The organism is Gelidimonas denitrificans (genome assembly GCF_055694065.1).
In genome coordinates this window covers 1750220-1775330 of record NZ_CM146350.1, presented here as the reverse complement: position 1 = coordinate 1775330, position 25111 = coordinate 1750220, and the positions used below count along the sequence as shown (strand labels likewise).

The 25111-nt window shown below is 54.2% G+C and carries 22 protein-coding genes; 19 read left to right on the top strand and 3 right to left on the bottom strand.

The genetic code is table 11. The features are described 5' to 3' along the window. The first annotated feature begins 149 nt into the window (after positions 1-149). The 14 genes from FKCLFG_RS08290 to FKCLFG_RS08225 all read left to right on the top strand — a co-directional run bounded on the left by FKCLFG_RS08290 (position 150) and on the right by FKCLFG_RS08225 (position 16105). Positions 150-1073 (top strand): LysR family transcriptional regulator, encoded by a 924-nt coding sequence (locus tag FKCLFG_RS08290; protein WP_472615733.1) that lies wholly within the window; start codon positions 150-152, stop codon positions 1071-1073. Positions 1074-1324: 251 nt separating this feature from the next. Continuing rightward, positions 1325-2935: an ABC transporter substrate-binding protein gene (locus tag FKCLFG_RS08285; RefSeq protein ID WP_472615732.1), complete on the top strand. Its 1611-nt coding sequence runs from the start codon at positions 1325-1327 to the stop codon at positions 2933-2935. Between the two features lie 138 nt (positions 2936-3073). Then, entirely contained in the window at positions 3074-4084 is a 1011-nt protein-coding gene (locus tag FKCLFG_RS08280) for an ABC transporter permease subunit (protein ID WP_472615731.1), read from the top strand. Beyond that, complete coding sequence (locus FKCLFG_RS08275) at positions 4081-5019, top strand: ABC transporter permease subunit (RefSeq protein WP_472615730.1); 939 nt, start codon at positions 4081-4083, stop codon at positions 5017-5019. Before FKCLFG_RS08280 ends, FKCLFG_RS08275 begins: the two co-directional genes overlap by 4 nt. Before the next feature lie 3 nt (positions 5020-5022). Continuing rightward, the gene (dppD, locus tag FKCLFG_RS08270; RefSeq protein ID WP_472615729.1) at positions 5023-6018 is read left to right on the top strand and encodes a dipeptide ABC transporter ATP-binding protein; all 996 of its coding nucleotides are present in this window, start codon (positions 5023-5025) and stop codon (positions 6016-6018) included. Positions 6019-6020: 2 nt separating this feature from the next. Continuing rightward, the gene (locus FKCLFG_RS08265; protein ID WP_472615728.1) at positions 6021-6998 is read left to right on the top strand and encodes a peptide ABC transporter ATP-binding protein; all 978 of its coding nucleotides are present in this window, start codon (positions 6021-6023) and stop codon (positions 6996-6998) included. A 350-nt stretch (positions 6999-7348) separates the two neighbouring features. Next, complete coding sequence (gene guaB / locus FKCLFG_RS08260) at positions 7349-8809, top strand: IMP dehydrogenase (protein WP_472615727.1); 1461 nt, start codon at positions 7349-7351, stop codon at positions 8807-8809. A gap of 83 nt (positions 8810-8892) precedes the next feature. Next, positions 8893-9930: a GGDEF domain-containing protein gene (locus tag FKCLFG_RS08255; protein WP_472615726.1), complete on the top strand. Its 1038-nt coding sequence runs from the start codon at positions 8893-8895 to the stop codon at positions 9928-9930. Between the two features lie 36 nt (positions 9931-9966). Continuing rightward, the gene (guaA, locus tag FKCLFG_RS08250; protein ID WP_472615725.1) at positions 9967-11547 is read left to right on the top strand and encodes a glutamine-hydrolyzing GMP synthase; all 1581 of its coding nucleotides are present in this window, start codon (positions 9967-9969) and stop codon (positions 11545-11547) included. Positions 11548-11734: 187 nt separating this feature from the next. Next, entirely contained in the window at positions 11735-12370 is a 636-nt protein-coding gene (gene queE, locus FKCLFG_RS08245) for a 7-carboxy-7-deazaguanine synthase (protein WP_472615724.1), read from the top strand. A gap of 18 nt (positions 12371-12388) precedes the next feature. Beyond that, positions 12389-12859, top strand: coding sequence for a 6-carboxytetrahydropterin synthase QueD (queD, locus tag FKCLFG_RS08240; RefSeq protein ID WP_472615723.1), 471 nt, complete (start codon positions 12389-12391; stop codon positions 12857-12859). Next, positions 12852-13331 carry a tRNA adenosine(34) deaminase TadA gene (tadA, locus tag FKCLFG_RS08235; protein ID WP_472615722.1) on the top strand — a complete coding sequence of 160 codons (480 nt, stop codon included), beginning with the start codon at positions 12852-12854 and terminating at the stop codon, positions 13329-13331. Before queD ends, tadA begins: the two co-directional genes overlap by 8 nt. Then, complete coding sequence (gene ldcA, locus FKCLFG_RS08230; protein WP_472615721.1) at positions 13328-14260, top strand: muramoyltetrapeptide carboxypeptidase; 933 nt, start codon at positions 13328-13330, stop codon at positions 14258-14260. The genes tadA and ldcA overlap by 4 nt, the downstream gene beginning before the upstream one ends. Before the next feature lie 246 nt (positions 14261-14506). Then, positions 14507-16105 (top strand): ABC-F family ATPase, encoded by a 1599-nt coding sequence (locus tag FKCLFG_RS08225; RefSeq protein ID WP_472615720.1) that lies wholly within the window; start codon positions 14507-14509, stop codon positions 16103-16105. Positions 16106-16166: 61 nt separating this feature from the next. Here the strand turns inward: FKCLFG_RS08225 and FKCLFG_RS08220 are convergent, their stop codons facing one another. Next, positions 16167-16388 (bottom strand): hypothetical protein, encoded by a 222-nt coding sequence (locus FKCLFG_RS08220; RefSeq protein ID WP_472615719.1) that lies wholly within the window; start codon positions 16386-16388, stop codon positions 16167-16169. A 326-nt stretch (positions 16389-16714) separates the two neighbouring features. On the opposite strand from FKCLFG_RS08220, the gene nadA reads away from it, so the two are divergent. Together nadA and nadC are read left to right on the top strand one after the other, a co-directional pair. Further along, complete coding sequence (gene nadA / locus FKCLFG_RS08215) at positions 16715-17854, top strand: quinolinate synthase NadA (RefSeq protein WP_472615718.1); 1140 nt, start codon at positions 16715-16717, stop codon at positions 17852-17854. After that, entirely contained in the window at positions 17851-18723 is an 873-nt protein-coding gene (gene nadC, locus FKCLFG_RS08210; protein ID WP_472615717.1) for a carboxylating nicotinate-nucleotide diphosphorylase, read from the top strand. Before nadA ends, nadC begins: the two co-directional genes overlap by 4 nt. A gap of 118 nt (positions 18724-18841) precedes the next feature. On the opposite strand, the gene nadB is transcribed toward nadC, so the two are convergent. Together nadB and FKCLFG_RS08200 are read right to left on the bottom strand one after the other, a co-directional pair. Continuing rightward, on the bottom strand, positions 18842-20443 hold the full coding sequence (gene nadB, locus FKCLFG_RS08205; RefSeq protein WP_472615716.1) for an L-aspartate oxidase: 1602 nt from the start codon (positions 20441-20443) through the stop codon (positions 18842-18844). Between the two features lie 81 nt (positions 20444-20524). Further along, positions 20525-23083, bottom strand: a complete 2559-nt coding sequence (locus FKCLFG_RS08200; RefSeq protein ID WP_472615715.1) for a sensor domain-containing protein — start codon at positions 23081-23083, stop codon at positions 20525-20527. Between the two features lie 12 nt (positions 23084-23095). On the opposite strand from FKCLFG_RS08200, the gene FKCLFG_RS08195 reads away from it, so the two are divergent. From FKCLFG_RS08195 to FKCLFG_RS08185, 3 genes are all read left to right on the top strand, one after another. Then, positions 23096-23401, top strand: a complete 306-nt coding sequence (locus FKCLFG_RS08195) for a hypothetical protein (protein WP_472615714.1) — start codon at positions 23096-23098, stop codon at positions 23399-23401. Positions 23402-24016: 615 nt separating this feature from the next. Continuing rightward, complete coding sequence (locus tag FKCLFG_RS08190) at positions 24017-24604, top strand: hemerythrin domain-containing protein (protein WP_472615713.1); 588 nt, start codon at positions 24017-24019, stop codon at positions 24602-24604. Positions 24605-24721: 117 nt separating this feature from the next. Further along, on the top strand, positions 24722-25072 hold the full coding sequence (locus tag FKCLFG_RS08185) for a glycine zipper domain-containing protein (protein ID WP_472615712.1): 351 nt from the start codon (positions 24722-24724) through the stop codon (positions 25070-25072). Positions 25073-25111 lie beyond the last annotated feature (39 nt).

Here is a 25111-nt window from a genome sequence, read left to right as displayed (position 1 = left end):
GTCAGCCGGAAAGGTTGCTGCATGGTGGTTTTATGAAAACTGGGAAGAAACATAAGAATGCGGACCATAGGATTGTCGTGCTGATTTACGTCCTATAATCCGTCGCAACCGTACTTTCAACCGAAAATATTATATAGAAATGCAGTGCAATGGATAGTAAATGGTTGGAGGATTTTATTTCTCTGGCGCAAACCCATAGCTTCAGCCGCTCGGCAGAGCAGCGTCATGTAACGCAATCAGCGTTTTCGCGTCGCATTAAATCGCTTGAAGCGTGGATCGGCACCGATCTGATCGACCGTACCTCATTCCCCACCAGTCTGACGCGGGAAGGGCATCTGTTTTATGAGCAGGCCATCGCCATGCTCGGCCAGATCAACGATGTCAGGGCATTGTTGCGTCAGAATCGTTCCAGCACCCAATCTTCGATTGATTTTGCAGTTCACCATACGCTGGCGCTGACCTATACCCCCAAATGGCTGACAGACCTGAAATCCGGCATCGGACCGTTCAGTGCGCGGCTGACGGCATTCAATGTGCATGATGCCGTGTTGGTGTTATCCGAAGGCGGTTGTGATCTGTTGCTGACTTTTTACCACCCTCTGCAACCGCTCCAGCTTGACGCCAACCGTTATGACATGATGATTGTGGGGTATGAAAAATTGTGTGCTTATAGCCGGTGCGATCAGGCCGGCCGGCCAGAGTTCGTGTTGCCAGGGAGCGCCAATGCACCGCTGCCGTATTTATCCTATGCAAACACCGCCTATCTCGGCCGTATTATTGATTTGATCCAGGCCGACGCCCTGATGCCATTGCATCTGGAAAAATGCTATGAGACGGGGACTGCGGAAGCCCTGAAGATGATGGCGCTGGAAGGTCATGGCATTGCATTCCTACCGGAGTCAGCCGTCACGCAGGAACTCGCGCAGCAGCAATTGGTGCGCGCAGATAGCCCGCAACAGCGCTGGGAAACCGATATGGAAATTCGCTTGTACCGCGAAAAACCTTCCAGCCAAAAGCCGGGAAAGCGCCTGGTTGCGCAGTTATGGGATTATCTGCAGTCGCATCAAGTCTAATCTGGACGTCCGCTAACTGGTTTGCCGCCGAACTTCCGTTCAGATATTTTTTCTAGTATTTCCCACAACCTCAGCAAAAATCTTAGTCCTTGTTTGCATAACCCTATGCAAACAAGGACTGAACTATGGATTGAATTAAATGTATATTTGTCCCGGTCTAGCCGGAGCGCGGAGTGCTTAAAACATTCTCATCCGGTGAGAAATAAAGCGATTCAATTCATTGAATTCAATACTAAAGAGGAGAACGGACAATGGGAATAAATGGAAAATATGCGATCAAGGTTGGTGTGCTTGCGGTCTTGTTTGCTTACGCGGGATTCGCTGCAGCTGCCACTAACCTGGTGTATTGCTCGGAAGGCAGCCCGGAAGGTTTTAATCCCCAATTTTTTACCACGGGCACAACCTTCGATGCCTCGTCGGTGCCGATGTATAACCGTTTGGTCGAATTCGAACTTGGCACGACCAAGGTTGGTCCTGGACTGGCAGAATCCTGGGTGGCATCTCCCGATGGGCTGACGTATACCTTCACCCTGCGCAAGGGCGTCAAATTCCATAGCAGCGCCAAGTTCAAGCCGTCACGCGACTTCAATGCGGACGATGTTTTGTTCAGTTACAACCGCATGGCGAACCCTGCACATCCATTCCACAAGACGGCGCAAGGCCAGACTTTTGCCTATTTTGAAGATATGGGAATGAACAATATCGTCGACAAACTGGAGAAAATCGACGACAGAACCGTACGCTTCACGCTCAAGCATCCGGAGGCGCCATTCATCGCCAATCTGGCGATGGACTTTTCCTCGATATTGTCTGCCGAGTACGCTGACAAAATGCTGGCGGCCGGCACCCCGGAAGTGATCGACCGCGAACCGATTGGTACCGGCGCGTTCGTGTTCGGCTCTTACCAAAAAGATGCAATCATCCGCTACAAGGCGTTCGATCAATACTGGAAAGGCCGGCCGAAGATCGATAATCTGATCTTTGCCATCACACCTGATGCATCGGTGCGTTATGCCAAGCTCAAGGCCGGCGAATGTCATGTGATGGCGCATCCCAAGCCAGCCGATATTGCGATGATGAAGTCCGATCCAGCGATTAACCTGTTGTCGCAGGAAGGATTGAACATTGGCTACATTGCAATGAATGTCGAGAAAAAACCGTTCGACAACAAGCTCGTGCGCCAAGCCCTGAATATGGCCGTGGACAAGAAAAGCATTCTCAGTTCGGTCTATCAGGGCGGCGGTAAGGCCGCCATAAATCCGATTCCGCCAACCATGTGGTCTTATAACAAAAAGATCAAGGATTACGCGTATGACATCAACAAGGCCAAAGCTTTGCTGGCCAAGGCCGGTTATCCGAATGGTCTGGAAATAGATTTATGGTACCTGCCGGTGTCGCGTCCCTACAATCCGGATGGCAAGCGTATGGCTGAATTGATCCAGGCCGATTGGGCCAAGATTGGCGTCAAAGCAAAACTCACCACCTACGAATGGGGCGAATACAAAAAACGCAGCAAAGCGGGTGAGCAACAGTCGATGATGTTCGGCTGGACCGGCGATAACGGCGATCCAGACAATTTCTTCGATACGCTGCTCGGCTGCAACGCAGTCAAGGGTGGGGGTAATGTGGCGCGCTGGTGCAACAAGGATTTTGAAGCATTGACCCAGAAAGCCAAGGTTGCGCCAACGCAGGCGGAGCGCAGCAAGCTGTACGAAAAAGCGCAGGAAATCGTCAAGGAAGAAGCACCGTGGATTACGATTGCCCATTCGGTTGCCTACACTCCGGTACGGAAAAATGTGATCGGCTTCAAGATGGACCCTACCGGCCATTTTAATTTCAATAACGTCGATTTGAAGAAATAAGATTTCTGCAAGTGATAAGCGTTGTTCCCGCAACACCGTTATGACTGATCCTGCTTGGCTTGGATTAGGTAAAGCAGTGATGCGGGTATGGCGCTGTCAACCTATCGCACAACACCAATTGACTATCGAAGGCCCCCGATGTTTGGATTTCTCCTGCGCCGAATAGGTCTGGTCATTCCGACCTTCCTAGGCATTACCTTACTTGTGTTCTCTCTCATTCACATGATCCCCGGCAATGCCGTAGAAGCCATGTCGGGTGAGCGCGGCATGGATGCAGCACGTTATGCGCGCCTGCTGCATGAGTTCGGCCTTGATCAGCCGCTGTACATACAATATTTTGATTATTTGAAAAATATACTTCACGGTGATCTCGGGTTTTCTCTTTCAACCCATGAGCCGGTATTTAAAGAATTCATCACACTGTTTCCGGCGACAGTCGAATTATCCTTGTGTGCCATGCTATTGGCGCTATTGATCGGAATACCCGCCGGCATATTGGCAGCGCTGAAGCGCAATACGTATCTTGATTATTCGGTGATGGGTCTGTCGCTGACCGGGTTCTCGATGCCGATTTTCTGGTGGGCGCTGCTGCTCATCCTGCTGTTCTCGGTCACCCTTGGCTGGACTCCGGTATCGGGCCGGATCGACATCATGTTCGATCTGCCGCCAGTTACCGGATTCATGCTGATTGACAGCTTGCTGTCGGGCGAGCCCGGAGCCTTCAAATCGGCGGTGTCGCATTTGATTTTGCCTGCAATTGCGCTGGGAACAATTCCACTTGCCGTGATTGCCCGCATGACGCGTTCAGCAATGCTTGAGGTCTTGCGCGAAGATTATGTGCGTACCGCACGCGCCAAAGGATTGTCGAAATGGCGGGTCATCGGTATTCATGCACTGCGCAATGCACTGATTCCAGTGGTTACCATCATCGGCTTGCAAGTCGGTACGCTACTGGCCGGCGCGATTCTGACCGAAACCATATTTTCATGGCCCGGCATCGGGAAATGGCTGGTAAGTGCAATACAGCGCCGCGATTATGCTGTCGTGCAGGGAGGCATCCTGATGTCTGCCACCATCATCATCATTGTCAATCTTCTTGTTGACGTGCTGTATGGCGCCATCAATCCACGTATTCGACACAGCTCATGAGCAATCCAACGTCTACATCTCCTGCATCTTCCGTGGCGCCTTCCCCGGCGTTTTCTCCGACGTTTTCACATATCCCACCGCATCCATTGCGTGAATTATGGGATTATTTTTGCCAGAATCGCGGCGCCTTGATAGGGCTGTTTGCCGTCATCGGATTGATATTAGTGGCATTGCTGGCCGATGTCATCGCACCGCACTCCGCGATTGCGCAATACCGCGAAGCGACTTTGGTTCCGCCCATGTGGCAGGATGGCGGCAGCAGTAAATTCATCCTGGGCACCGACCCTGTCGGCCGCGACATGCTGTCGCGCCTGATTTACGGCACGCGGCTATCTCTGTTCATCGGTCTGGTATCGGTCACGTTGTCGCTCAGTATCGGCGTTGTGCTCGGACTGCTTGCCGGTTTTTTTCGAGGTGGAATTGAAGTCGCCATCATGCGCTTGATGGACATCATGCTGGCTTTGCCCAGCTTGTTGCTGGCGATTGCGGTGGTAGCCATTCTTGGGGCTGGCCTGATGAATGCAATGTATGCGATAGCCATCGTGATGCTGCCGCATTTTGCCCGCCTGACCCGTGCTGCGGTGATCGGCGAAGTATCGAAAGATTATGTCAATGCCTCGCGCATCGCAGGCGCAGGCAACCTGCGCCTGATGCTCAATTGCATTTTGCCTAACTGCGCCGCGCCGTTGATCGTGCAAACGACACTCGGGTTTTCCAGTGCCATTCTGGATGCGGCGGCACTGGGTTTTCTGGGTCTGGGCGCGCAGCCTCCGACGCCGGAATGGGGTTCCATGCTGTCCAGCGCGCTTGAATTTATCCAGAGCGCCTGGTGGGTGGTGACTTTTCCTGGCTTGGCGATTCTGGTTTCCGTGCTGGCTTTTAACCTGATGGGCGATGGATTGCGCGATGCACTCGACCCGAAACTGAAACGATAAATCATGGCACTCTTAGAAATCAAGAACATGAGCGTACAGTTCGGCTCAGAAAAAGCACCTTTCATGGCTGTCGATGGTCTGGATTTGAATATCGATCAGGGTGAAGTGGTTGGCATCGTGGGAGAGTCCGGCTCCGGCAAGAGCGTCACTTCGCTCGCGCTGATGGGATTGATCGATTATCCGGGCCGGGTTCAGGCTGAACGCATGGCTTTCGATGGCCGTGATTTGCTGAAGATGTCGGAAGGCGAGCGGCGCAAGCTGTTGGGCAAGGATATTGCGATGATATTCCAGGACCCGATGACGAGTCTGAACCCATCTTTTACTGTCGCTTACCAATTGATGGAGACCTTGCGCGTCCACGAAGGTGGATCGAACAAGGCGCTTCGGGCCAAGGCATTGGCGCTATTGAAGCAAGTCGATATCCCAGATGCCGAGCGCCGCCTGGATGCTTACCCGCACCAATTGTCCGGCGGCATGAGCCAGCGCGTGATGGTAGCCATCGCCATCGCTTGCAATCCGCGCTTGCTGATTGCCGATGAGCCAACCACTGCGCTCGACGTGACAGTGCAAGCGCAAATGCTGGAATTGTTGCTGCAATTGCAGCGCGAACGCGGCATGGCGCTGATGCTCATCACCCACGATTTGAGCGTGATCGCGCAAACAGTCAAACGCGTGGTGGTGATGTACGCCGGGCAGGTGGTCGAAACCGGAAACGTGCCAGATATTTTTAATGCGCCAAGGCATCCTTACACCCAAGCCTTGCTGGCCGCGCTGCCGGAACACAATATTGGCCGTAATCGATTGCAGACACTGGCTGGCGTCGTGCCAGGTCAATATGATCGTCCTAGCGGCTGCTTGCTCAGTCCGCGCTGTCCTTACGCTACCGAAAAATGTCGCCAGCAGCGGCCTGAATTGACCGGCGTATCGGGTGCGCAGGCGCGTTGCCATTTTCCGCTTGATAATCAAGGCCTTCCCACCAACGGCTGGCAAAAGGTTTGATGATGACAAATACAAATATTCTGCTTGAAGCAAAAAATCTCAGCAAACACTACGCGGTATCGCAGGGATGGTTCAAGCCGAAGGTGGCTGCGCGCGCGCTCGATGGCGTATCGTTCACGCTTACCCCAGGCAAGACATTGGCTGTAGTGGGCGAATCCGGTTGCGGCAAATCGACGCTGGCGCGCCAGGTTGTGATGATTGAAGCACCGACCGGCGGCGAGTTATGGATGGATGGCATCAATATCGCAAATGCGGATAAGGCCGCCCGCAAGCACGTCCGTCCGATGGTGCAAATGGTGTTTCAAAACCCGTATGCCAGCCTGAATCCGCGCAAGAAAGTGGGTGCGATTCTGGAAGAACCTTTGGTGATCAATACCGGCCATGCCAAACCGGAACGTATGGAACGCGTGCAAGCCATGATGGCCAAGGTCGGCTTGCGGCCTGAACATTACGGCCGTTACCCGCACATGTTTTCCGGTGGACAGCGCCAGCGTATCGCCATCGCCCGCGCCCTGATGCTGAACCCCAAAGTCATCGTGGCCGATGAGCCGGTGTCGGCGCTGGACGTATCGATTCAGGCTCAGGTGTTGAATTTGCTGATGGATTTGCAAGAGGCGAGCGATGTGGCTTACCTGTTCATCTCGCATAATTTAACTGTGGTCGAGATGATCGCCGACGAAGTGCTGGTGATGTATCTGGGCAAAACGGTCGAGCACGGCCCCAAGCATCAGATTTTTAGCCGCCCGCTGCATCCGTATACGCGCGCCTTGCTTGCCAGCACGCCGCGCATTGATCCCGCCCAGCGCCAGAAAAAGATCATTTTGCACGGCGAATTGCCTTCGCCTCTGGCGCCTCCGCCAGGGTGCGCCTTCAATAATCGTTGCCCATATGCTACCGAGCGTTGCCGGGTGGAGATTCCACAGCTGCTGCCATTTGAAGGCAGGATGGTTGCTTGCCACCATGTGGCGGAAATTTCCTGAACATCGCGGATGTTGCCTGGTTCATGAAAAACACGCACTAACACCAGCGCACGAATGGTTTCATAAAAACAGCGAGTATAGGTATTTTCATGCATTTTCACGCATGTATTCATTGCCAATATGAAATATACTCATGCAATGATTGGTGTTGGCAGAACTCTTGCGTTTAAGGACTTGCTTCTTGCTGGCATTTTTTTGGTGGACGTTGTTTTTCGTCATCAGAAACCTGCAGCACATTGATGCACTAAAAAACTGCATAAATTCCAAATGACGCGAAATGGGATTTGTCATGAAAAACGTTTTTAAAGCGGATTTCTGTATAATCCTGTTTTGCGCCAATAGGAATTAAGATGCGTTTACTTCAAAAAGCACTCACATTCGATGACGTGCTGCTCGTGCCGGCTTATTCAAACATCCTCCCCAAAGATACCTCTCTGAGAACGCGCCTGACGCGCAATATCACGTTAAACATGCCGCTGGCCTCGGCCGCAATGGATACCGTGACAGAGTCTCGGCTGGCGATTGCGATGGCGCAAGAGGGCGGCATCGGCATCATTCACAAGAACATGACCGCTGCGGAGCAGGCGCGTGAGGTTGCCAAGGTCAAGCGTTTCGAGTCGGGCGTGTTGCGTGACCCGATCACTATCCCGCCGACCATGCGCATCCGCGACGTGATCGCGCTGTCATTGCAGCATGGCATCAGCGGTTTTCCTGTGGTCGATGGCAAGACTGTGGTTGGCATCATTACCAACCGCGATTTGCGCTTTGAGCATGAACTAGATGCGCAAGCCCGAGACAAGATGACTCCCCGGGAAAAACTTGTATACGTCAAGGAAGGTGAAGACCTGGTCGAAGCCAAGCGTCTGATGAACAAGCATCGCCTGGAACGCGTACTCGTAGTAAATGATGCATTCGAATTGCGCGGCCTGATTACTGTCAAGGATATCCAGAAAGCAACTGAGCATCCGTTTGCATCCAAGGATGAATACGGCAAGTTGCGTGTCGGTGCGGCGGTTGGAGTCGGCCCGGAAAACGATCTTCGCATCGATCTGCTGGTCAAGGCGGGCGTCGATGTTATCGTCGTCGACACCGCACATGGCCACTCGCAAGGTGTGCTTGACCGTGTCAAATGGGTGAAGACCAATTACCCGATGATCGATGTCATCGGCGGCAATATTGCCACCGCAGCCGCAGCCAAGGCACTGGTCGAATATGGCGCCGATGGCGTTAAGGTCGGCATCGGCCCTGGTTCTATCTGCACCACCCGCATCGTGGCCGGTGTCGGAGTGCCGCAAATTACTGCGATTGCCAATGTAAGCAAGGCGCTGCAAGGCACTGGTGTGCCGTGCATTGCCGATGGCGGGATTCGTTACTCGGGCGATATTTCCAAGGCTCTAGCGGCCGGCGCATCCAGCGTCATGATGGGCAGCATGTTTGCCGGCACCGAAGAAGCGCCAGGGGAGGTGATTTTGTTCCAGGGGCGCAGTTACAAATCCTATCGCGGCATGGGCAGTCTGGCAGCAATGGCCGACGGCTCGGCCGACCGCTATTTCCAGGACCCCGCCAACAACCTCGACAAACTGGTGCCGGAAGGTATTGAAGGCCGCGTCGCTTACAAGGGAAGCGTCTTGGCCATCATGTATCAACTGGTCGGCGGCATCCGCTCATCCATGGGGTATTGCGGTTGCGCCACCATCGATGAACTGCGCGAAAAAGCGGAATTTGTCGAAATTACTTCGGCCGGCATGCGCGAATCGCATGTGCATGATGTACAGATCACCAAGGAAGCGCCGAATTACCGCGCAGATTGAGTTTGTCGAACCTGTTGCACCTGTCGAATTTGTGACAGGTGCTAGTTACGCCTTTTGCTTGATCAGGAAGCTCCTGGATGACAATGACGCATCAAGAAAATATGGATGATTTGAGCTGTGCCAATACCGTACCGCTGGATGCCTCCGGTTTCAGCATTCATCAGCAAATTTTACGGATAAGGCGTATCGGCAAGCGTTTGTTCGGTGTTTCAAACTGCTTTGTCAGCATCACCGATTTCATGGCAGGCGCCGCCGAGTCCGAGCGCTCGATGGAATCGATTGAAGCCGCTTTTGTAAATGGGTTGCCGGTTCCGCAGGCTTTGCATGTGGCTAACGATACCCGTATCGATCCATCGTTGCGCCAGCACCGACTGGTTGTTGGTGCGCCCTACATTCGTTTTTATGCGGCGCAGCCAATCACGGATGCGCAGAACCAGGTTATCGGCAGCGTTTGCCTGGTCGATTATGCGCCACGCACTTTTAATCCAGAGGACGGGCTGCTTTTGGCCGACCTGGCAACCCTGTTCGAGCGTGAATTGCGGCTTAATAGCGCAAGCGCAACGCAACTCGATCTGATCAAGAAAAACCGCAATTTGCGACGGGATTCCCTGACCGATCCCCTAATCGGTACCTGGAACCGCGCCGCCATCATGCGCGTATTATCGGCCGAGATGGTCAATTGCCGTCAGGCGCAAAAACCATTGTCCATGGTTCTTGTCGATCTGGATTACTTCAGAAACATCAATGAAGAACATGGCCGTCCGAGCGGCGACACGTTGCTGCTCAAAGTAGTCAGCCGACTGCGTTCCTGCATCCGTCCCCACGATGCGCTGGGCCGTTACGATGGCGATCGATTCATGGTGGTCTTGCCCGGCGCGTCACATCTGGTTTCACTGGCGGTGGCAGAGCGGATGCGGTTGGCCATCATGGCGCACACAGAAGTGGTCGGCGCTGTCAAACACCAATTAACGGTCAGCGCCGGCACCGTATCGACCGACACGTTTCCTGACGCAAGCTCTGAAGAATTGATCGAGCGTGCCGAAAAAGCCTTGGTCGCGGCTAAAAAAACAGGCCGTAATTGTGTTGTCCAAGCTAATCCTGGCGAACCCTCATCGTCTTAATCTCCGTTTCAATGTCTTTTTTATAAAAGCGCCTCCATGCATTCTAAAATTCTCATTCTTGATTTTGGCTCCCAGGTCACGCAACTGATTGCCCGCCGCGTGCGCGACTCAGGTGTTTTTTCTGAAGTCTTTCCTTACGACGTATCGGATGAGTTCGTTCGCAATTATGGTGCGGCCGGAGTGATTCTGTCGGGCGGGCCGAATTCCGTAATGGAAGGCGATACACCGCGCGTACCGCAGGCAGTTTTTGAACTGGGCGTGCCGGTGCTGGGCATCTGTTATGGCATGCAGGCCATGGCCGCCCAACTCGGCGGCCAGGTCGAAAACGGCCTGGTGCGCGAATTTGGCTACGCCGAAGTGCGCGCCCGTGGCCATACTGCCTTGCTCAATGAAATCAATGACTTCGTGACCGCCGAAGGCCATGGCATGCTCAAGGTGTGGATGAGCCATGGCGACAAGGTGATTCAGATGCCGCCCGGCTTCAAGCTCATGGCCTCGACCGACAACTGCCCGATTGCAGCGATGGCCGATGAAGAACGCCACTTCTACGCAGTGCAATTTCATCCGGAAGTCACGCATACCCTGCAGGGCAATGCCATCATCGGCCGTTTCGTCCACGAGATTTGCGGTTGCAAGTCCGACTGGAACATGCCGGACTACATTGCCGAAGCAGTCGCACTCATCCGCCAGCAAGTCGGACAGGACGAAGTCATCCTGGGACTTTCCGGCGGCGTCGACAGCAGCGTGGCTGCCGCCCTGATTCACCGCGCCATCGGCGACAAGCTGACCTGCGTCTTTGTCGACCACGGCTTGTTGCGCCTGGATGAAGGCAAGATGGTAATGGACATGTTTGGCAAGAACCTCGGCGTGAAAGTGATCCATGTCGACGCCACAACGCAGTTCATGGGTGCGCTGACAGGCGTCTCTGACCCGGAAGCCAAGCGCAAGATCATCGGCCGCGAATTTGTCGAAGTGTTCCAGGCCGAGTCCACCAAGCTGCAAAACGCCAAATGGCTGGCCCAGGGCACCATCTATCCCGACGTGATCGAAAGCGCCGGCAAGGGCAAGAAGGGCCATACCATCAAGAGCCACCACAATGTTGGCGGCTTGCCTGACACCATGAATCTGAAACTATTGGAACCCTTGCGTGAACTCTTCAAGGATGAAGTGCGTGAACTTGGTGTCGCACTCGGCCTGCCGCACGACATGGTGTATCGCCATCCGTTCCCCGGGCCCGGCTTGGGCGTGCGCATTCTGGGCGAAGTGAAAAAGGAATTCGCCGACCTGTTGCGCCGCGCCGATGCCATTTTCATCGAGGAATTGCGCAACACAGTAGATGAAAATAGCGGCAGCAACTGGTACCAGTTGACCAGCCAGGCCTTTGCCGTATTCCTGCCGGTGAAATCGGTCGGCGTAATGGGCGATGGCCGCACTTACGAATACGTGGTGGCGCTGCGTGCAGTGCAGACGCAGGATTTCATGACTGCACACTGGGCACATTTGCCGCACGAGTTGTTGGGCAAGGTTTCAAACCGTATCATCAATGAAGTGCGCGGCATCAATCGTGTTGTGTATGACATCTCCGGCAAGCCGCCGGCGACGATCGAGTGGGAATGACTTTGGTCGATTGAACGCATTGTTGGCTTGTCCACAGGACGATGCGCCGCCTTGAGCGGCGCATCGTCTTTGTCTTTAGCGGGAACGCCATCTGCACGTTACAATTTGTGCCGTGACGCAGAATCTACTGTCCCGGGCCTGATGCCATTATTGATGCAGCCATTTTTTATCCAATTTGAAGAACCCAGTGACATACAGCATCAAAGAAATTTTTTATACCTTGCAAGGCGAGGGCGCGCATTCCGGCCGGCCGGCGGTGTTTTGCCGTTTTAGCGGCTGCAACTTGTGGTCGGGCCGCGAGGCTGATCGCGCCAGCGCAGTGTGCCGATTTTGCGATACCGATTTTGTCGGTACCGATGGCGAGCGCGGCGGAAAATTTCGCGACAGCGACACCTTGGCGCACACGATAGCCAGCCTGTGGCCGCAGGATTATCCAATCAATAAATACGTTGTTTTTACCGGCGGCGAACCGCTGTTGCAGCTGGATGCCGCGCTCATTGCCAGCATGCACGCCCACGGATTTACCATTGCCATCGAGACCAACGGGACCATAGCCGTGCCGGCTGGAGTGGACTGGATTTGCGTCAGCCCGAAAATGGGTTCCGTATTGACGGTTGAGCACGGCAACGAGATCAAAGTCGTGATCCCGCAAGCCAGCCAGAACCTGGCGGACTATGCGGCGCTCGATTTCGAGCATTTTTTCGTGCAGCCGATGGATGGGCCGGATGCTGTTGCCAATACCCGGCTGGCGATCGAGACTTGCAAGCGTAATCCGCAATGGAAACTCAGCCTGCAAACTCATAAACTGTTACAGATTCCTTAATTAAATGAAGTACACACCATGTTGACGATTACCCGCAAGTTGGAGTTCGATGCCGGCCATCGCATTCCCGACCACAAAAGCCAGTGCCGCAACCTGCACGGGCACCGCTATACGCTGCTCATTACGCTGACAGGCGCAGTGGTTGATGAAGATGGCCAATCGGATAACGGCATGATCATGGATTTTTCCGACATCAAGGCGCTTGCCAAAACCCATTTGGTCGATCTCTGGGATCATGCTTTTCTGGTATACAAGAACGATACTGCGGTCAGGCAATTTCTGGACAGCATGCCGGATCACAAGACCGTAGTGCTGGAGCGCATTCCTACGGTCGAGAATCTGGCTAGCGCGGCCTTTGATATTTTAAAAAACGTGTATCAGGACAGATACGGCACCGGCTTGTCATTAAGCAAAATCACGCTATATGAAACGCCCAATTGCTGGGCAGAAGTTGACGCCAGCAGCAATAACAACCCGCAACATGGATGACGCCTTCTTCATGGCCCAGGCTTTGGAACAGGCGCAAAAAGCCTGGAATTTGGGCGAAGTGCCGGTCGGCGCAGTGCTGGTCAAGGATGGCCGGATCGTGGCGGTTGGCTGCAATCAGCCGATTGGCGCGCATGATCCGACCGCGCACGCAGAAATCATGGCCTTGCGGGCGGCGGCGCAAGTGCTGGGCAATTACCGGCTGCCCGGCTGCGATTTGTATGTCACGCTGGAGCCGTGTGCGATGTGCGCGGGAGCGATGATGCATGCGCGCTTGTCGCGCATTGTTTTTGGCGCGTCAGACCCGAAAACCGGCGCCTGCGGCTCGATCATCAACCTGTTCGCACAAGCAAAACTGAATCACCACACAGAAGTCGTCAGTGGCGTACTGGCGCAGCAATGCAGCACGCTACTGAAAGATTTTTTTGCCCAGCGCCGCCAGATGCAGCAAAACAAATCTCTGGAAGTGCAATGACCGCGAATCTCCCACTTGCCGCCCAGAATGTCGGTGTCGCCATCGTCGCCCCCAGCGGTTATCCGGCTGACGACAGAGCGCTTGCGCGCGGCATTGCGTTGCTGCAGGCGCAAGGCTGTCAGATTCATAATTATTATGACCCGGCGGCAAGTTACCAGCGTTTCGGCGGCACCCCAGCATCTTGCAAGGCGCAACTGGAGGCGGCAACCGCCAATCCAGAAGTGCAGATCATCATGGCCGTGCGCGGCGGCTACGGCTTGTCGCGCTTGTTGCCGGCGCTGGATCTGGCGCAACTGGCTGCCAGCGGCAAACTTTTTGTCGGGCACAGCGACTTTACCGTGCTGCAGATGGCATTGCTGGCGCAAACCAATACCGTCAGTTTTGCCGGCCCGATGCTGTGCAGCGACTTTGGCCGCGAAGATATCAGCGCTTTCACCATCCAGTATTTCTGGGATTGCCTGCGCTCCACTTCGTATCGGATCAACGTGCAGGCCGCTGGCAATCCTGCAGTCGATACCGACGGAACCCTGTGGGGCGGTAATCTGACGATCCTGAACCATTTGCTCGGCACTCCGTACTTCCCGCAGATCCAGAACGGCATCCTGTTTGTCGAGGATATCAACGAACATCCGTACCGGATCGAACGCATGCTGCTGCAACTGCTGCACGCAGGCGTTTTGGCGCAACAAAAGGTGATCATCCTGGGCGATTTTTCCGGCTACCGCGTCACGGATTACGACCGGGGCTACGATTTTGACGCGATGCTGGCGTTCATGCGCTCGCAATTGCATATCCCAATCCTGACCGGACTGCCTTTCGGCCATATAGCCAACAAATTGACCTTGCCGGTGGGCGCCCACGCACAACTGGGATCGGATACAACATCGTTTCAACTCACTTTTTCTGCATATCCGGGACTGGCGCGCTGACAATCTGTAACGCATATTGAATATACTAATATAGGTATATTTTATTGCAGTAATGATTACAGGCGGAAAAATATGCATTTCTCGAAAATATAACGGAGTATGTCGAATACTCCATTCAGGGAATGCAATGACGATTCGAAATTCACGCGTTCGCCTCGCGACACCCCGCAGCAAAGCCAAAATAAGCGCTTGACTTACAAGGTATAATAGGCAGTTATTCAGTTCACCTTTTTAAGGGTTTCAGCAGTGCTATCTACAGCAAACATCACCATGCAGTTCGGCGCCAAGCCGTTGTTCGAAAACATTTCCGTCAAATTCGGCGATGGCAATCGCTATGGCCTGATCGGCGCCAACGGTTGCGGCAAATCCACCTTCATGAAAATTCTGGGCGGCGACCTGGATCAGTCTTCCGGCACGGTCATGCTCGACACCAATGAGCGCTTGGGTAAATTGCGCCAGGACCAGTTTGCTTTTGAAGATATGCGGGTGCTGGATGTGGTGATGATGGGCCATACCGAGATGTGGGCGGTGATGGCTGAACGCGACGCCATTTACGCCAATCCGGAAGCCACTGACGACGACTACATGAAGGCCGCCGATCTGGAGGCGAAATTCGCCGAATACGATGGCTACACTGCAGAATCGCGCGCCGGCGAATTATTGCTGGGCGTCGGGGTAGCGATCGAGCAGCACCAGGGGCCGATGAGCAACGTCGCACCCGGCTGGAAATTGCGGGTTTTGCTGGCGCAGGCGTTGTTCTCCAACCCGGACATCCTGCTGCTCGATGAGCCGACCAATAACCTCGACATCAACACCATCCGCTGGCTGGAAGACGTGCTTAACGAGCGCAACTCGACCATGATCATCATTTCGCATGATCGCCATTTTCTGAATCAGGTCTGCACCCACATGGCCGATATGGATTACGGCACATTGAAAGTGTATCCGGGCAATTACGACGACTACATGTTCGCTTCCACGCAAGCGCGCCAGCAGCAGCAGTCGGTCAATAGCAAGGCGAAAGAAAAAGTCGCCGAACTGCAGGATTTCGTGCGCCGCTTCTCGGCCAATAAATCGAAGGCGCGCCAAGCCACATCGCGCGCCAAGCAGATCGAGAAGATCAAGGTCGAGGACCTGAAGCCATCGTCGCGCCAAAACCCATTCGTGCGTTTTGATGGCGAGAAGAAATTGCATCGCCAGGCAGTCGAACTGCAAGGTTTGTCCAAAAGTTACGACCACACGATTTTCAAAAACGTCAGTCTGATGGTCGAAGCCGGCGAACGGATCGCCATCATCGGCGCCAACGGCATCGGCAAAACCACTTTGCTGCGCTGCATCGGCGGGGATGTATGCGGTTTGCATGCGGATAGCGGTTTTGCAAAATGGGCCGAACATGCCGACGTGGGCTACATGCCGCAAGACCCTACCGAAAATTTCGCCAACGACATCAATCTGACCGACTGGATGGGCCGCTGGACTACGGAAGGCGACGACGATCAGGCCGTGCGCTCGATTCTGGGCCGCTTGCTGTTCAGTGGCGATGATGTGAAAAAATCGGTAACCGTGTTATCCGGCGGCGAAAAAGGTCGGATGACCTACGGCAAGCTGATGCTGGGCCGCCATAATGTGCTGTTGATGGATGAGCCGACCAACCATATGGATATGGAAACGATCGAGTCGCTCAATATTGCACTGGAAAAATACGCCGGCACGCTGATCTTCGTTTCACACGACCGGGAATTCGTTTCCTCGCTGGCAACCCGCATCCTGGAGATCAAGGACAATGAAGTCGTCGATTACCTGGGTAACTATGAGGATTACCTGAGCAGTCAGGGCATTGCTTAACCGCTCCGGAAAGCCTCACTAAAAAAAGCGCACTGTTGATTCAAGCACAGTGCGCTTTTTGTCATTTCGGGTTATTGCTGAGTTGAATGTAGCCGTTGTCGAGCAACTCCTGGATGCTGGATTCGTCGAGCCCGAGGCCGGATACTCTTTCCAGTAAATCAGCAGTGCTGTGCTGGCCGTCGATCATCACCAGCAGCGCGCGCAGCCGCAGCGCCAGGCCATATTTGCGCATGGCTATCTCTTCGCGGCCTTTTTGGGATTTGTCGAAAATGGTATTGTTCATGGAGACAGCTTCAGTCTGGTGATCATTGCCGGGCAGGCATGATTGCACATGCTTCGGCGAAGAATTTTATCGGAAAAATTTCATCTTGAAAACGAGCGTAAAATTCGTGCTGTTGCCAAATCGTGTTTTATTGCGCCGAATTGCACCGCATAAAACACGACGCAGAGCATAGCAGACCGTGCCTCGCAGGTATTGATTTCCAAGGAAGACTGCAGGTACTCCAGGGCGATATCGGATACCTTGTTTTCATCCATCTTGCGCCGATATCAGCCGTACCGAAAGCCACCGTCAACCCTTCTACACTGACTACACCGACCAAACCGCATATGCAAACTCAAGTGATCAAACCCGTTGAATTCGAGCGCCCGCAAATGGAAACTGGTTCCAGTTGTACAGCGCAGGCCTGGGCCCGCACCCCCGTCGAGCCGTCTCCCGCCGAAAAAAATGTTCTGAAAGAGCGCATCAGGCGCTTGCTCAAGGAGCGTGATGCAGTGCTGGTGGCGCATTACTATGTCGATCCCGACATACAGGATCTGGCCGAAGAAACTGGCGGCTGCGTCTCGGACTCGCTGGAGATGGCGCGCTTCGGCCGCGACCATCCTGCCAAGACGCTGGTGGTGGCCGGCGTGCGCTTCATGGGCGAGACCGCAAAAATCCTAAGTCCGGAAAAGCGCGTGCTGATGCCGGATCTGGACGCCACCTGTTCGCTCGATCTGGGTTGCCCGGCCGACGAATTCGCCGCCTTTTGCGATGCCCATCCGGACCGCACCGTAGTGGTGTATGCCAATACCAGCGCAGCAGTAAAAGCGCGCGCCGACTGGATGGTGACTTCCTCCATCGGGCTCGATATCGTGGCCCATTTACATGCACAGGGCAAAAAAATCTTGTGGGCGCCGGACAAACATCTGGGCGGCTACATCCAGAAAAAAACCGGTGCCGACATGCTGCTGTGGCAAGGCTCGTGTCTGGTGCATGACGAATTCAAGGCAGTCGAGCTGGAATTGCTGAAGCAGCAATATCCGCATGCAAAAGTGCTGGTGCATCCGGAGTCGCCGGAAGCGGTAGTGGCCTTGGCCGATGTGGTCGGCTCCACCTCGCAAATGATTGCGGCCACTCAAACACTCGATACCGATACTTTCATCGTGGCAACCGATAACGGCATCCTGCACAAGATGCGGCTGGCCGCGCCGACCAAGCATTTCATCGAAGCGCCGACCGCCGGCAACAGCGCCACGTGCAAGAGTTGCGCCCATTGCCCGTGGATGGCGATGAATGGCCTGGCCAACTTGGTCGAGGTGCTGGAAAACGGCAGCAGTGAAGTCTTTGTCGATCCTGAAATCGGTCGCAAGGCGGTGCTCTGCATCGACCGTATGCTCGATTTCGCCGCTAAAAAGAAAGCCAATGTGCGCCCCGGTGCCGATCTGGCGCAGGAAGCCAAACTATTTTCAGGGATCGGGCCGGCATGAGCACCTTGAACAACCGATTTGCGCCGATGGATGTCGATCTGGCGGCAGCGTTTGAAGAGAATATCCGGGTCGCGCTGCAAGAGGATATCGGCAGCGGCGATGTCACGGGCCGATTGGTGCCGGAACAGGAATGGGTCAAGGCCCGCGTGCTGGTGCGCGAAGAAGCCGTGTTATGCGGCGCGCCGTGGTTTGAAGGGGTGATGCAATCGGTTGGCCCCGGCATCCGGATCGAATGGCGTTACGCGGAAGGCGATCTGATGACCCCCGACAGCACAGTTTGCACGATTGAAGCGCCGGCGCGCGCGCTGCTGACGGCAGAGCGCAGCGCCTTGAATTTTCTGCAACTATTGTCCGGCGTGGCCAGCGCCACACGGCGTCACGTGACGGCAATCGAAGGCACGCACGCTGCGATTCTGGATACGCGCAAGACTTTGCCGGGATTGCGGCTGGCGCAGAAATACGCGGTGCGCGTGGGCGGCGGCCAGAATCAGCGCTTGGCCTTGTATGACGGCATTCTGATCAAGGAAAACCACATTGCCGCGGCCGGCAGCATCGGCGCGGTGATGGCGGCGGCGCTGGGCTTGCGTTCCGGCGTGCCGATTCAGATCGAGGTCGAAACCCTGCAACAGCTAGAAGAAGCGCTGGCTGCTGACGCCAGATCGGTGCTGTTGGATAATTTCAGCACCGATGCGCTGCGGGAGGCGGTGCACATCACCGCCGGGCGTGCGTTGCTGGAAGCATCCGGCGGCATCAACATGACGACGCTGCGCGCGATTGCCGAAACTGGCGTTGACCGGATCTCGATTGGCGGCTTGACCAAGGATGTACAGGCTACCGATTATTCATTGCGGATACTGGGGAAGCTGTAGCCTAACCAATCAATTCATTTTTGATGGGGGTATGCCTTAAAACAGGCTATTTTCCGCATATATATAAAGCGGAATTAAAAAATGCACGGAGCAGTATGCTACCGTGCATTTTTCATGGTTAAAGCCGTTTCGGCGACAGCACGCTCGGCAAAGCCTTGGGCAAGGTAGCCGGATAGTCGCGGCTGTAATGCAGGCCGCGGCTTTCGCGCCGGATCAGCGCGCTATCCACGATTAGCGAAGCGACTTCCACCAGGTTGCGCAATTCCAGCAAATCGCTGGTGATGCGGAAATTGGCGTAGTACTCGTGGATTTCTTTCTTCAACAGGCTGATCCGATGTTGCGCCCGTTCGAGGCGCTTGTTGGTGCGCACGATGCCGACGTAATTCCACATTAAGCGGCGCAGTTCATCCCAGTTATGCGAAATCACGACTTCTTCATCGGCATTGGTGACGCGGCTTTCGTCCCATTGCGGCAGCGATGGATGGATTTCTCTTGGCGCACGGTCGATTTCCAACGCGGCGGCGCGGCCCAGCACCAGGCATTCCAGCAGCGAATTGCTGGCCAAACGGTTGGCGCCATGCAAGCCGGTATACGCGCTTTCGCCCACCGCATACAAACCTGCGATATCGGTGCTGCCGTTCATGTCGGTGACTACGCCGCCGCAGGTATAGTGCGCCGCCGGCACCACTGGGATCGGCTCTTTGCTGATATCGATGCCGAGTTCCAGGCAACGCGCATAAATGGTCGGGAAATGCTCTTGCAGGAATTCCGGGGTCTTGTGGCTAATGTCCAGATGGACATAATCGAGGCCGCGCTTTTTCATTTCGAAATCAATCGTGCGGGCGACTACGTCGCGTGGCGCCAGTTCGGCACGGGCGTCGTGTTCCGGCATGAAACGCAGGCCCGCCGCAGCGCCAGCTTCCGGCGGCAACTTGAGCAAGCCGCCTTCGCCGCGCATCGCTTCCGAAATCAGGAACGACTTCGCGTACGGGTGATACAGGCAAGTCGGATGGAACTGGATGAATTCCATATTGGCCACCCGACAGCCGGCACGCCAGGCCATCGCAATGCCGTCGCCGGTGGCGGTGTCCGGATTGGTCGTATACAAATACACTTTGCCGGTGCCGCCTGTGGCCAGCACGGTGTGGCCAGCGGAAATCGTAATGACTTTTCCGGTGACGACATCCTGCACATACAGCCCGACACACTCCGGCGTGAGCGATTTCTGGTCCAGCTTGGTGGATGTGATCAGGTCAATCGCGTAATGGTTTTCCAGCAGCGTGATATTCGGATGCTTGCGCACTTTTTCTTCCAGCGTGACTTGTACTGCGTGCCCGGTGGCGTCGGCCGCGTGGATGATGCGGCGCTGGCTATGGCCGCCTTCGCGAGTCAGGTGGTAGCCGAGTTCGGCGCTGTCGTCGCGGGTAAATGGCACGCCTTGGGAGATCAGCCATTCAATCGCTTCGCGCCCGTGCTCGACGATGTTGCGAGTGGCCGCCTCGTCGCACAGTCCTGCGCCGGCGATTAAAGTGTCTTCGATATGTTGCTCGTAACTGTCGCCGGAATCGAGCACGGCGGCAATCCCGCCCTGGGCCCAGTTGCTGGCGCCGTCGAGCAGATGCCGTTTTGTTACGACGGCGACTTGATGGGTTTCAGCCAGGTGGAGTGCTACGGAGAGGCCGGCCAAGCCGCTACCGATAATGACGACATCAAATTTCATGGGAGTCTATGAATGAGTTGGTTAAGGGACGAGGGACGAGGAACTATAGCGGATGCAACGTCAAAGGTGCCATTGTGCGCTTCAATCCATCTGGATATGTTCTGGGGTGATTTTTGTACACCTGAGTTCGGGCGCGGCGAACCATTTTTCCACTTCCTGAGCGCTGATTGGCGGCGAAAACAGAAAGCCTTGCCCGATGTCGCACCCTAATCTGGTCAGTTCAGCTATTTGTTCTTGCGTTTCCACGCCTTCTGCGACGATATCGAGCGCCAATGTTCTGGCTAATGCAATGATCAGGCGAACAATTTCCTTCTCGCTCTTTTTCGTGGCTATGCCAGTCACGAAAGCCTTATCGATTTTCAGCGTGTTCATCGGCAGTTTTTGCAGATACGCCAGCGAGGAATAGCCGGTGCCGAAATCGTCCAGGGCCAGACGCAATCCCAGTCGCTTGAGCTTTGTCAGGCTTTCTATCACTTGCAGCGGATTTGCCATGACCGCAGTTTCGGTCAACTCGAGTTCGATGCTGCCCGGTATTACGCGCGACGCTTCCAGAACACGCGTGACTGTTGACAGGAATTCCGGTTGCAGCAATTGACGCATCGAAACATTGACTGCAACGCTCATGCCGGTCACTTCCGGGAATGCGGTTTGCCATTGCCGTTGCTGTTTGCAGGCCTGCTCCAGCACCCACAATCCGATCGGTATGATGAGGCCGTTGCCCTCTGCAATCGGGACGAATTCGGCCGGTGAAACTTCCCCATACTGCGGACTGTTCCATCGCAGCAGCAGCTCCAGCCCCTTGAGGCTGCGATTTTGCATCGCAACTTTCGGCTGATACAGAACGCTGAGTTCATTGCGTTCCAGCGCGAAATGCAAAGCAGCATCGAGTTGGGCGCGCCGGGTCGAGATGTCGTGCAGTGAAGCGTCAAAAATCTTAATCCGGTTGTGGCCCAGCTCTTTGGCTTGATACATGGCCGCATCGGCATCGCGGATCAGGTCGGAAGGACTGTTGTGGTCGTCGCGCATCTGGGCGATGCCAATGCTGGCGCCGATCTTGACCACGACGTCATTGACAGTAATCGGCAAGGACAATGCCTGCAACAGCGCCTGTGCCTTGGCTGTGGCCTCAGTGAGTGAAGCCTTGACCAGAATCACGAATTCATCGCTGCCGAAGCGGGCTGCAAAATCCGTATTTTCGAGTTGCGCGCTAAAGCGTCGCGTGATTTCCCGCAGGCACTTGTCGCCGAATTCATGGCCGTGGATGTCGTTGACGTTCTTGAAGGAATCGAGATCGCAAAACAGCACTGCAAACTTGTCCTCTGTCGTATGGAAAAGAACAATGCTCTCCGCAATGCTCTGCAGCATGTAACGGCGATTGGCCAGGCCAGTCAATGGATCGTGCAGCGCCTGATATTTCAGATGAACTTCATATTCCTTGCGATAGGTGATATCGCGCATTTTATTGAGCACGCCAATGGTGTTGCCATTGCTGTCGCGCAACGGATACTTGCTGGACTGGTACCAGCGCGGCGCCTCATCCTGCGCTTCATTCTTCCAGACGCCTTCGATTTCGATATTTTGTACCGGTTCGCCGCTTTGCATGATATTGGCATCGTACAACTGGCTTTCATGCGCGAGTTGCCTGGCAATATGCTTTTGTATCTCCGTGGACTGCATCAACATGACATCGTGATGGGTTTTGCCCCGCAAATCATCTTCCGACAGGAAACCAAAGCTGCGTTGAAAAGTGCGATTGCTGATGGTGAAGCGCCCCTTCAAATCGGTGGCGTAAATCATGGATGGATTGTGATCCAGCACCGCGCGCAGCAGGCTGCGCTCATTGTCGAGTTTTTGCTCTGCCAGCTTGCGCTCGGTAATGTCGGTGATGGCGAAAACGAAGCCATGGATGGCATCGTCGTGCAGCATATTGTAGCCATAGGTTTCCAGCCATATCCAGCGCCCATTCTTGTGCTGCAGCCGGTAGCGGGTAAAAATAGTGCTGTTTGGTAATTTCTGCAATGTGCGCAAATTTTTCTGATACGCAGCCAAATCGTCCGGATGGATCGAAGACGGCAGGCCATTGGATAAAATTTCATGCTCCGGTGTGCCGACGATTTCCTTGATTGCCGCATTTACGAAAAGCACCTTGAAGTCGGCATCGGTAATAATAAAAACGTTATGGGTTACGCGGGCGATGGCATTGAAACGCGCCAGATCGACGTGCGCTTTGCGCGCCGTGACAAGATGAACGCGCAGCACATCAGAGAGCAATACTGCCAGCGCACCGGTAAACATGGTCACGAAAAACTGGGAGAGCAAGTCACTCGTGGGTACGCCTGAGAACAGGTTGAGCGTCAGGCCGGTCAGGCCGATTGCGGTTGCCGCGCCTATCATCAACTTGCCGCTCAGAATCAAAGGGAACAGGCCAGTCATCATGACCAGCCAGGGAAATGACATCTGCGATGGCGACAGTGCGATCAGCGCCCCCAGCATGGCGCAACACTCAATCAGGCTGCGCTTAGGTGTGCTTTTCGGTGCCGTACTGACAAGCAGGCGTTGCAGTGCAAGCAACAGCAAGAGTGCCAGCACAGCCGTTGCCGCCAGCTGTGCATAGGACTCTGCAGCGTGCTGCCAAGGCAAGGTAAACCCCGCATGCAGCAGCGCCGAGGCATAAAGAAACGGGGACAGGATGCGAAAAATATCAGCGCCGGCGAGTGTGTTTTTCGATTTAAGAAAGGATCTCATCATCAGCAGACCGCAGCGCGCCGGGCGACTTTGCTGGCGGCTTCTGCTGTGCTGTTAATTCTTATAACTCTATTAATTAAAACGAAAATAAAAACGAAAAGGTGCGAAGTTTGGCCTGAGCCACTTAAGCTGATATTCGACGTGCAGGGGGTTAAAGATGCGCTGAAGCGCGTAATTGATTTCATTGCTGGAGCGGTTGCGGAGGTTCATTGACGCACGAACAATAGCAAATTTACATCGATTTGGACAGACAAAACTGCTCCCGTTTAACTTGTTTTTAGCATGATGCCATCCTGATAATGGCGTTTCACTATGTACGATTACCATGGTGCAATGCTGCCGATTTTCCCTAGGGGAACACGGTTAGCCAAACACGTTGCCTGCAAGTATTTTTAAGTTGCGCTGCAACGGCCAGAAAGTTTTGACTAAGCTCAACTGAGGTTTCCAGCGTTATCCCATTACCCACTAAAAATTACGAGGCAATGCGTTTGATCGGGTCTGCGGCGTTTCATTGCGCAACAAATTTCAGGGGGTATAAGCAAAAACACTGTGATTGCCGCATTATTTTTATGGTGTTTTAAAAATACATTATTAAGTATCTGATGTTACGTACTTTTTTTAATTATGGCAGTGCGTAACATCAGGTAAAAATTACAATTTTGACTGTAATTTTTACAAGTGGATCGACTGTCGTTTGCGGATGTTACTTGGCGACAGTATGGGATGGCAGATCGAGAGTTGGTTATTGCTAGGGGTTAGCGCAGTTCGCCGTTTTGGCATGGCATTTGCATGAAATTGAGTCCGATTCACCGACCGAAGGAGAATGTGATGGGACAACAAGCACAACCCGGCAGCAAGAGCCAATCCAGCAGCAAAAGATCGATTCCAAATGCGATCCAGTTGCTGACTGCCGATCATGAAAAAGTCAGCAAGATTTTTGAACAGTATAAAAAACTGAAAGGCAAGGAGAGTGATGAGGAAAAACGTGCGCTGGTCAAGCAAGCCTGCAATGAATTGACGGTGCATGCGCAAATCGAGGAAGAGATTTTCTATCCGGCGATGCGCGAGGTGCAGGGCGCCGGAGATCTGCTCGATGAAGCGAAGGTGGAGCACACAACGGTCAAAAAACTGGTGTCAGAGCTTGAATTCATGAATCCTGCCGATGAACTTTACGACGCCAAGTTCACGGTGCTGGCCGAATATGTAACGCATCATGTCAAGGAGGAACAGAACCAGTTATTTCCTATGGCAAAGAAAAGCGGGATGGATCTGAATCAACTCGGAGAAGAGCTTGACCACCGCAAACAGGCGCTGGCGGCGCTATATGGATTCGAAATGGAAATGCAGGACGCCCCGCCTGCCAGTAGCGTGAAGCGTTCCCGGAGCGTGTCGTCAACCCAAAAAAGCGTCCACTAAAACCGGTGTGTGCGGTTCGTCTTGCGCTGCTGTCTTGCGCTCGTTTAGACGGCGCATGGGCCAGAGCTTGCCAGAAGAAATACTGAAAGAGCCATGATAATTTCAACGGAGGCAACGATGGATGCTTTTGAAAACGTCAATTCGAATGCGAACGACACGGGTAGTGCGTTGGGAACGGCCGGCGACCCGGCGAATGCGGGGGCACATGCCAAAATAGATAAAGTCTCTGACGTTGCCCGTACCGCTGTTGACAGCCTTTCCGCTGGCGCCCATCAGGGTTTTGACAAGGCCGTCGATGCCGCTGGCCAGGCCGCCGCAATCTTCGACGTGAAGCGAGAAGAATTGAAAGTGGCGCAGGTGAAATTGATGGAAAGTTGTCGGAGTTACGTTCAACAGAATCCGCTAACGTCGCTGGGAATCGCTACTGCGGTCGGCTATGTTTTGAGCCGTTTGCTGAAGTCGCGCTAGTGTTCGGAGTTGTTTTGTGCTTTTTTGTGCCAGGCACGC